The following is a 9,091-nucleotide window of genomic DNA, read 5'->3' on the forward strand; positions in this document are numbered from 1 at the left end:
TTTCCTCATGACATAGTAATGTCACGAGCCATTCGTGCCGATGTCCCGGGTAACTCGTGCCGACGGGTTGCGTCAAGCCCACTGACGCTGCCCGCAGCGGCCGCCGGCAACCCGGCCTAAGGCCGCGCCTACCCGGCGCCATCGGCCGGGTAGGTAGCGGCCGTGCCCCGGCCCGCAACGGCAGCGGCCCGCCCCGTTGGGGAGCAGGACGCTGGATAGTGGATAAGGATAGATCGGGTTGGTGAAATCGGCTGGTCGCGGCGCTTACTTGGCTACCACGAAGCGCACGGCCTGGGTGGTTTCCTCGGTTTGCACGGTGGCCGTGTACAGGCCGGCCGGCAGCCCGGCGGGCAGAGCCAGCTCCTGGGTGCCGGCCGCCAGCTTGGTTTGCACCGCTACGGTGGCTACCACGCGGCCGGTCAAATCGAGCACGCGCACGGTGGCGGTGGCGGCGCGGCGCAGCTCCAGGTGCAACGTGGCCTCGCCGAGGGTGGGGTTGGGGTACACGCTCAGGCCCTGCACCTGGTCGGAGGCTGGCTTGGCGCTCAGCGTCTGGCCCGGGCGGTTGTAGCAGGTGGTTTGCGGGTCGAAGTTGGTCCAGCCGGCCGTCCAGTTGTCGGTGCCGGCCGGGCCGAAGGCGCCGCGGTAGGCTACGTTGTCGAAGAACGAGCCGGCCAGCTTGGCATCGGTGAAGGCCGCGCCGCTCACCAGGGGCGAGCCGGCGGGCAGGGTAAACGTGGGGGCCGCGCTCTGGCGGAACTGGTAGTTGTCGGCGTTCAGGTTCAGCTCGGCGGCGGTGGCGTAGGTGGTGTTGGCGTTGCGGGTCCAGAAGCCGGCCACGTCGTAGGTGCCGCCGGACTGCTGCGAGTACGGAGTGCTCATGCCGGCCATCACGTTGTTTTTGAGCACCAGGGAGCCGGCGGTGGCGTTGGCCTGGGTGGTGGCGCCGTCCAGCGTCAGGCCCTGGGGCCAGCCCGTGAGCACCGAGTTGAAGATGGAAATCTGGGTGTTGCGGCGCAGGTGCATGGCCCGGGTGAAGTTGGCCGTGGCCCCGATGGGGTTGGGCAGAATGGCCGTCACGTTGGAGAAGATCGGGGCCGTGCGCGGGGTCAGCGTCGAGCCCGTCGCGTCGTTGTCCGACTCGAAGGCGGTGGAACCCGATACGTCGGCCGAGTTGGGGTCGCGCAGGGTCACGGCAAACTGCACCCGGCCCTGGAAGCCGAAGTCGGTGTCGAAGTCGTCGTCGGTCGCGGCAATGGCCACTAGGTGCTTGGCATTGACCGTGCCGCCGAACCACTCGAAGGAGTCGTCGCCGCAGTACGATACCTGTACGTAGTCGATGGTGGTGCCCGCGCCCACGCCGCCCATGGTCAGGCCGTTGATTTCGGAGTTGGGCTGGAAGGCAATGCCGGGGAATTCAATGCGCACGTAGCGCAGCGTGCCGGAGTTGTCGTTGGGGTCGGTGCCGCCGTACACGGCGCCCACGCCACCCTCGATGGTGGGCGTGCCGGCCTGGTTCACGGGGGCCCGGCCGCACAGAATCACCCCGCCCCAGTCGCCGCGGGCGCGGGAGCCGGCCGGCTCGTTGGAGGTAAACACGATGGGCTGGGCAGCCGTGCCGTTGGCTTCGATGCGGGCGCCCTGCTTGATGATGAGCGTACCCTTGCTGGCTTTCTCGCCCTTGATGATGGTGCCCGGCTCGATGGTCAGCACGGCGCCGCTTTCCACGTACACGAAGCCGCTGAGCAGGTACACGTTGTTGCGCGTCCAGGTAGTGTTGCTGGTAATCGAGCCCGAAACCACCACGGCGGCCGGGGCAGCTGGACAGGTTGTCTGGGCCAGGGCTCGGGCGGCGGGAGTGGCAACGGCGGCGCAGGCCAGCAGGGCAGGAAGTAGAAGCTTTTTCATGGTCGTGTCGCAGTGAAAAAAGGTGTCCGTTCTTGACGCTGCGAAGGTCCGAAAGCAAAACGCCCACCCCGGCAGGGTAGGCGTTATGCTTTCGTTAGGCGGGTGTTACGTTATTGTTGAGGGCTAGAAATTGTAGGTCAGGCCCAGGGTGGAGTAGCGGCCCCGCAGGTAGTTGTTGAACGACACGCGCGGCTCGTCCTTGGTAATCTTGCCGTCCCGGTTCAGGTCGTAGTAGTAGCGGAAGCGCTGGTTAAGCACGTCCTGCACGCCGGCGCGCAGCTGCAGGTGCCGGCCCAGGCCCTTGGTCAAAGCCAGGTCCACCACGTGGCGCGGCATCTCAATGGCCGAGTAGTTCTGGGTCTGGTCGCCCACGAAGGCAATGCGCTGGCCCACCACGTTGTACTGCGCCGATACCTGCAGCTTACGGGCGTCGTCCTGGTAAAACAGGCCGGTGTTCACCACGTAGGGCGCCTGGCCCTGCAGCGGGCGGTCGAATAGGGCAAAGCCCACGGTGCTCGAGTCGCGGGGCAGGTTCACCCGGCTGCGAATCAGCGAGGCATTCAGCACCACGCCCAGCTTCTGCAGGAAGGGCTGCTCGGTGAGCTCGGCAAAGCCTTTGCGGGCTTCGACTTCCACGCCCAGGTCGTAGGCGCGGTCGGCGTTCTTGTATTCCAGGTACAGGGCCGAGGTGCCCACCGACTGGGTAACCTGCTCGATGGCGTTGCGGAACTGCTTGTAGAACACGCCCACCGACAGCATTTCCGACTTGGTGGGGTAGTACTCGTAGCGCAGGTCGGTGTTGTAGATGGTGGCCGTGCGCAGGTTGCGGTTGCCCGAGATGATGGCGTTGTTGCTGAAGTCGAAGTAGCTCAGGTCGGCAATTTCGCGGAATTCGGGGCGGTTCACCGTCATGCTGGCGCCCAGGCGCAGCAGGGAGCGGAGCGAGAAGTTGTAGGTGGCGTTCAGCGAGGGCAGCGGCAGGGTTTTCACCTCGCGGTAGGTTTGCAGCCCCTTGGGGTTGTAGAGGTAGCGGCGGTTGTTTTCCAGGCGCACCCCGCCCGAGAGGTTCAGCTTATCGGAAATCGGGGCCACCACGCCCACGTAGCCGGCCAGCAAGCTGTTCTCGGCCCGGTACGATTCGTTGTCGCTGCCTTCCTCCAGCTTGAAGCCGGTTTCGGGGTGCAGGTTCTCCGGGGCGAAGATCTGCTCGATGGGCAGTGACAGGATGCGGTTGGCGCGGTCTTGGTCGCGGTAGAAGGTGCCCGCGTTGCCCAGCACGTAGGAGAAGTAGCGCTGCTGGTAGCTGCGCTCCTTGCGCTCGGTGTAGAAGCCCACGCGCAGCTTGTACTCGTTGGCGCGAGTGGTGTCGCGGCCTTGCAGGCGGTGCTCCCACTGCCCGCTGCCCATGTAAGTATTCTCTTTCAGCTCCGAGAAAAAGCGGCTGGCGTCGAAGGGGTTGCCGCCGGTAGGCACCACCACGGTGTAGGGCCGGTCGAAGCCGGTGGCGCGCACGCTGCGGTAGCGACTGTAGTCGGGCTCGTCGCGGAACACGTAGTTGTAGCCGCCCGACCAGGTGAAGGTGTTGTTGCGGCGGGCGCCCACCTCGTGCGTGCCCTGGAGCTGGCCCGAGTAAATGGTACGGCTCTGGTAGTGCAGGGCATGGTCCTGGCGCTGCTGCTGGTCCACGAAGTCCTCGCCCTGGCGCTGAATCACCTCATCGGTTCCGTACTGGTTCAGGAAGTTGCGAAACTCCAGGCGGTGCTGGTCGTTGAGGCGCACCTGCCAGTTGTGAATCACGCCCAGGCGCACGGCCGTCACCGAGCGCAAATCCTGGTAGTCGTACTGCAGCGGGTAGGTGCTGCTGAGCGAGTCGTAGGCCAGGGCGCGCTGCCGGCGCTGGCTGTACTGCTCGCGGGTGTTTGAGTACGATACCGAGGTGACGTTGCTCAGGTAGGCCTGGCCGATTTCGAAGCGGCGGTTCAGGCCCAGCGACAGGCGCACATCCGGGCGGGCCGTCGAGAGGGTGGGCGTCCACTGGTTGCGCAGGCGGGCCGAGGTTTCGCCCAGGTTGCCGGGCAACTGCCGGTCGCCGCTGTCGAAGCCCAGCCAGTCGGTGCGGCTGGGGTTGCTTTGCTGGTAGCCGCCCTGGAAGGTGGTGCCCGAGCGGGCCCAGCCCGAGGCCGTAAGGCTGGTGCTGTTGTCGAGCACCGAGTTGCGGGTGTACACCTTCACCACGCCGCCACCGAACTCACCCGGCAGCTCCGGCGAGGCCGCCTTGAAAATCAGCACCCGGTCGATAACCGACGAGGGCAGCACGTCGAACGAGAACGAGCGGGTATCGACCTCCGCCGAGGGCGTCAGCGCGTCGTTGAGCAGCACCGTATTGTAGCGCTCGGCCAGGCCGCGGATGACGATGAAGTTGTTGTTCTGAATGGTGACGCCCGGAATGCGCTTCACTACCTCGGCCGCGTCGCGGTCCAGCGACTTCACGATCTGGTCGTTGGACACGCCGCTGACCACCACTTCGCTTTTCTTTAAATCCTGAATCAGAGCTACCTCGGTGCCGGTCTGCTTCTGGCCCGTCACCGTTACCTCCCGCAGCTCGGTGGTGTTTTCCTGTAGAGTGGCGTTCAGGGTGGTTTGCTGCCCGGCCCGCACCACAATGCCCGGGAAGGTTTGCGGCTTGTAGCCCAGGTAAGTCATCAGGATGTTGTAGCTGCCCGCGGGCAGCTTCAGCTCGTAGCGGCCATCCACGTCGACCGGCGCGGCCTGCGTGGTGCCACTCACCACCACCGTGGCGCCGATGACGGCCTCCCCGGTTTTTTGGTCTTTCACCTGCCCGACTATCGAGCCCTGCTGAGCCCAGGCTGCGGTGCTGATTAAGATGCTGAAAAACAGTAGAAAAGCGCGGCGCATACACGTAGGTTGGTTGGCGCTGCAAAGCTATTTTGAGCCTGTTACGCCAGTGTGACGTCCCGATTAATCTTATGTTATCTGGGGGCTAACCAGCTGAAATTCTGCGGCGGGGCCGTACTTTTGCGCGGCCTTTCGGCTATCCTTGTTACTGATACCTGCCACTATGCTCCAGTCCATGACCGGCTACGGCGTCGCCCAGCGCGAAACCGATTCCTATAGCCTGACGGTTGAAGTCCGCTCGCTCAACTCCAAAAGCCTGGATCTGACGCTGCGCCTGCCGCGTACCCTGGCCGCCCACGAGTTGGAAGTGCGCAACCTGATTGCCCGCCAGCTCGTGCGGGGCAAGGTCAACCTGAACGTCGACCTGACCCGGGCCGTGGGCACCCGCGCCCGTGCCGTGCTCAACCGCGAAGCCCTCACGGCAGCCTACCACGAACTACAAGCCGCTGCTACCGAGTTGGGCGCCGAGGCGGGCAACCTGCTGGAGCTGGCCCTGCGCCTGCCCGGCGTGGTGCAGTCGCCCACCGAGGCCGCTGCCCCCGCCGACGATGAGTCCCCGCTGACCTGGACCGAACTGCTGCCACTGGTGCAGGAGGCCCTGGACCGGGCCCTGGAGTTCCGCCGCACCGAAGGCCAGGCCCTAACCACCGAAGTGCTGGGCTACATCGACCGCATTCGCATCCTGCTGGCCGATGTGGAGCGCCACGACCCCAACCGGCTGGAGTACGTGCGGCAGCGCCTGCGGGAGCATTTGGGCGAAATGGCGCAAAGCGAACAGTTCAATGCCAACCGTTTTGAACAAGAGCTTTTGTACTACATCGAGAAGCTGGACATTGCCGAGGAAAAAGTACGCCTGGTCAGTCATCTGCACTACTTCACCGAAACCGTACATCTGCCCGAGCCCACCGGTAAAAAACTGGCTTTCATTGCCCAGGAAATAGGACGTGAAATCAACACCATTGGCTCTAAGGCCAACGATTCGGTGATTCAGCACCTAGTGGTGAACATGAAGGAAGAGCTGGAGAAAATTAAGGAGCAGCTCAATAATATTCTGTAAGTGCAAACCGGCTACGGCCTGGCGCCGTAGATAGGGAAATAGAACATTCTGCATAAATTTTGGTATAGGCTTACGCCGATGTTGGGTTAGGCTTCAGCCCGTCCAACGCCAGCGTAACATCAGCTCTAAAACCGGCTTTCGACGCTCCTGGCCCGTATTTCGCTGACGCAGATACCCGTGCAGAATTAATTTTTTAAACAAACCCTTGGCGGTTCGCTTTTTCTGCCTAAATTGTGTTATCCAAACAGAATGCCCTCCGGCGTTTGGGTAGCTTACCAAGATTAATTTTCACCTCTTTCCGGTTACGACCATGAAAAACGTTCTACTCGCCCCTGTGTTCTGCCTGGTAGCAGTCCTACTGATGGCTGCCCGGCCTTTTGCCGAAGTGGAGCTGGTCAAAAAGCGCGTCCTTAGCGAGCGGGTGGAAATCCTGATTCCCAAGGGCTTCGAAGTGATGAGCGAGCAGCAGATGGACTTTCTCTACGCCAAAGCGCAGAGCCGTCCGAGCGTAATCTACACCAACGCCTCCCACGCCAGCCTCTCGTTCACCTACACCGACAACACTGCTGATCAGGACATGGTCCCGATGTACGCCCAGAACTTTCTGAAGACGTACAAGAAGCAATACCCTGATGCTCAGTTCTTTGCCGATGGCGTGAAGGAAGTAAACGGCCGTCAGGTAGGCTTTATCGAAATGATGAAGCCCGAGCTGGGCCACCAGGTCTACACCCTGATTTTCTTTACTGATGTGGAGAACCGCCTGCTGATGTGCACCTTCACCTGCCCCGACCGTCAGAAGCCGGAGTGGGAAACGGTAGCCAAGCAGGTAATGGGTTCGTTCCGGACCAACAGCTAAGCGGCGAGTCGCCAACCCGCCGTTTTTAATTCATCCCGGAATTGTCTGATCCACCTCAGACAGTTCCGGGATGATTTGTTTTTGCCCAGTAGGAGCCGCTTAGCGTGCCGCCCCGGCCGGTGCGCCTCCCTGCAGCCGCAGGAAGGCGGTAAGGAGTTGGAAGGCTCCGGGAAACCCCGTCAACGGCAGGGTGGCGGCGCGGTCAAGCACGTCGTGGTAGAAGCTGGGCGTGCCGCGCTGATACACGAAAAACGCCGGCACGCCGGCTTCCGAGAACGGGTAGTGGTCGGAGTTGGCGGCCTTGCCGCGGGCCGCAATGCTGGGCACGTAGCGGCCCTGATCATTGAGCCTGACCAGCTGCTGGTAGGCCCGCTCGTGAATACGGCCGTTGACTACGGTAAGGCCGTCCTGGCCGGTGCCGGCCAGATCCAAGTTGAGCAGGAAACGGATGCGCGGCAGCGCAACCAGTGGCTGCGCTACAAAGTGGCGCGAGCCCAGCAGCCCGGCTTCCTCGGCGCCGAAAGCCATGAAGGCAATCGAGTACGCCGGGCGATTTTCGGGGCGGGCGAAATGGGCGGCGAGTTCCAGCAGCAGGGCCGTGCCGCTGGCGTTGTCGTTGGCGCCGGGAAAGTAGGTGCGGCCGCCCATGCGGCCCAGGTGGTCGTAGTGCGCCGTAATCACCAGTAGGGAGTCGGGCTGGGTGCTGCCGCGCACGAGGCCCAGCACGTTCTGGCTGCGGTAATTCCGGGCCAGGCGGGCCGTGACGTCGAGCTTGGCGCGGCGGGCAGTGGCGGGCCACCGGCTGGCCAGTACCCGCAACTGGGGCTGGGGCGCCTGCCGGTCGGCCACCGAGGCCGTGAGCTTGTCGGGAACCAGCGTGATAAGGGCCGCGGCCTGGGCCAGATGGCGGGCAAACTCGTCGGGTAAGGTGCGCAGGCGGTCGGCATCGCGCTGACGCAGCACCACGATGTGGCGCTCCAGCGGCTGAGCCAGGAAACGCCGGCCGGCGGCTTCGTCGGTGAAGATCAGGCTGTCGAGCGGCGTGACCGGGCCTTCGATGCGGCCCCCGCCCGAAATAGGGTCGGCAATGAAATCGTAGCCGGGGCGCAGCGTTTGGCCATCGACACGCAAGATCAGGCGGTCGGGAAAGGTGTTTACCGTGAGCGTAAACGGCTGACGGAAGTTTGGGGCCAGCGGCTCGAGGCCCAGCTCGGCAAAGCGGCGGACGAGAAAGTCGGCAGCCTTGGCGTCGCCGCCGCGCACGTAGCCGCGGCCGTGCAGGCGCGGGCTGGCCAAGTAGTCGATGGTGCGGCGCACGCGGGCCATGTCCTGCCCCGAAGCCGGCAAACCGAAGCCCAGGCCCAGCACCGCCAGCCCGAGTACGCGCAGGGAAGCTTTCATAGCAGCCGCGGCATCAGAGCCAGTAACGTTGGGTGAGACGCATCAGCAGCAGGCCCACCACGGTGCCCAGAGTGTCGCTGATAACGTCGCTCCACTCGCCCATGCGGCCCAGGGCCATGTGGGTTTGCAGCAGCTCGATGAGGGCGCCGTAGAGCGTGCCGGCCACCAGTACCCACCAAAAAGCCCGGCGACGCAAACGCGGGAAGCGTTGTTGTCGCCGGGCGGAGAAGACGGCCAGCACGGCCAGCACCAGGAATACACCGGCGTGAGCGGCCGTGTCGAACGACAGCAACTCCCAGTGCGGCATGGGCGGTAGCCCGTCGATGGGCGTGAGCGTGAGCCAGGCAATGATCAGCGTCCAGGCCAGCGGCAGCACCGGCCAGGCCGGTCGCCGCGGGGCAAGGGTTGAGGCCGGGCCGCTCATCAGCGCGGGGTGGGGCTAGGCGCCCACCAGTTCGCCGTAGGCTTCGGCGCTGAGCAGGCCGGCAACCTCGGCCTGGTTGCCGATGGCGAGCTTGATCATCCAGCCTTCACCGTAGGGGTCGGAGTTCACCGATTCGGGGGCGTCAGCGAGTTTGGGGTTTACTTCGAGCACCGTGCCGGAAAGCGGGCTGAACAGGTCGGAAACCGTTTTCACGGCTTCGACCGTGCCAAACACTTCGTCCTGGGCTACTTCCTTGTCAACGGAATCGATGTCGACGTACACGATGTCGCCCAGCTCTTTCTGAGCAAAATCGGTGATGCCAATGTAGGCTACATCGCCTTCGATGCGCACCCACTCGTGTTCTTTCGTGTACTTCAGCTCGCTGGGCAGATTCATAAGAAGAGCAAAAACAGGGGAGAAAACCACTACCGCGGCCACTTGCAGCCGCGCGGGCCAAAGGTAAGGCAATAGCCGAAATGGTAGGGTGCGGAAATGGGGAGATAGTGAAATTGTGGACCGGTAAAATGGA

At 63.6% G+C, this 9,091-nt stretch carries 7 protein-coding genes; 2 read left to right on the forward strand and 5 right to left on the reverse strand.

The genetic code is table 11. From position 1 onward, the window contains the following. Positions 1-264: 264 nt before the first annotated feature. Together ACE191_RS16470 and ACE191_RS16475 are read right to left on the reverse strand one after the other, a co-directional pair. Positions 265-1,908, reverse strand: a complete 1,644-nt coding sequence (locus tag ACE191_RS16470; RefSeq protein ID WP_400193334.1) for a T9SS type A sorting domain-containing protein — start codon at positions 1,906-1,908, stop codon at positions 265-267. A 123-nt stretch (positions 1,909-2,031) separates the two neighbouring features. After that, a complete protein-coding gene (locus ACE191_RS16475) occupies positions 2,032-4,824 on the reverse strand; it encodes a TonB-dependent receptor domain-containing protein (RefSeq protein ID WP_400193335.1) in 2,793 nt (930 codons plus the stop codon). Positions 4,825-4,987: 163 nt separating this feature from the next. Here ACE191_RS16475 and ACE191_RS16480 point away from each other — a divergent pair, with 163 nt between their 5' ends. Further along, positions 4,988-5,881: a YicC/YloC family endoribonuclease gene (locus tag ACE191_RS16480; RefSeq protein ID WP_400193336.1), complete on the forward strand. Its 894-nt coding sequence runs from the start codon at positions 4,988-4,990 to the stop codon at positions 5,879-5,881. A gap of 310 nt (positions 5,882-6,191) precedes the next feature. Then, positions 6,192-6,737 carry a hypothetical protein gene (locus ACE191_RS16485; protein ID WP_400193337.1) on the forward strand — a complete coding sequence of 182 codons (546 nt, stop codon included), beginning with the start codon at positions 6,192-6,194 and terminating at the stop codon, positions 6,735-6,737. 99 nt (positions 6,738-6,836) lie between these two features. On the opposite strand, the gene ACE191_RS16490 is transcribed toward ACE191_RS16485, so the two are convergent. From ACE191_RS16490 to gcvH, 3 genes are read right to left on the reverse strand one after another with little or no spacing between them, the layout of a single operon-like run. After that, the gene (locus ACE191_RS16490; RefSeq protein WP_400193338.1) at positions 6,837-8,138 is read right to left on the reverse strand and encodes a M28 family metallopeptidase; all 1,302 of its coding nucleotides are present in this window, start codon (positions 8,136-8,138) and stop codon (positions 6,837-6,839) included. A gap of 13 nt (positions 8,139-8,151) precedes the next feature. Beyond that, positions 8,152-8,562: a VanZ family protein gene (locus ACE191_RS16495; RefSeq protein WP_400193339.1), complete on the reverse strand. Its 411-nt coding sequence runs from the start codon at positions 8,560-8,562 to the stop codon at positions 8,152-8,154. A gap of 15 nt (positions 8,563-8,577) precedes the next feature. Continuing rightward, entirely contained in the window at positions 8,578-8,958 is a 381-nt protein-coding gene (gene gcvH / locus ACE191_RS16500) for a glycine cleavage system protein GcvH (RefSeq protein WP_400193340.1), read from the reverse strand. Between the last annotated feature and the right edge of the window lie 133 nt (positions 8,959-9,091).

Source organism: Hymenobacter sp. B81, from assembly GCF_044628455.1.
Classification (GTDB): Bacteria; Bacteroidota; Bacteroidia; order Cytophagales; family Hymenobacteraceae; genus Solirubrum.

Bases quoted from the DNA above. Each gene is read 5' to 3' on its own strand.
- ACE191_RS16490 (WP_400193338.1), bottom strand. From the start codon at position 8,138: ATGAAAGCTTCCCTGCGCGTACTCGGGCTGGCGGTGCTGGGCCTGGGC.
- ACE191_RS16480 (WP_400193336.1), top strand. From the start codon at position 4,988: ATGCTCCAGTCCATGACCGGCTACGGCGTCGCCCAGCGCGAAACCGAT.
- ACE191_RS16470 (WP_400193334.1), bottom strand. From the start codon at position 1,908: ATGAAAAAGCTTCTACTTCCTGCCCTGCTGGCCTGCGCCGCCGTTGCC.
- ACE191_RS16485 (WP_400193337.1), top strand. From the start codon at position 6,192: ATGAAAAACGTTCTACTCGCCCCTGTGTTCTGCCTGGTAGCAGTCCTA.
- gcvH (WP_400193340.1), bottom strand. From the start codon at position 8,958: ATGAATCTGCCCAGCGAGCTGAAGTACACGAAAGAACACGAGTGGGTG.
- ACE191_RS16495 (WP_400193339.1), bottom strand. From the start codon at position 8,562: ATGAGCGGCCCGGCCTCAACCCTTGCCCCGCGGCGACCGGCCTGGCCG.
- ACE191_RS16475 (WP_400193335.1), bottom strand. From the start codon at position 4,824: ATGCGCCGCGCTTTTCTACTGTTTTTCAGCATCTTAATCAGCACCGCA.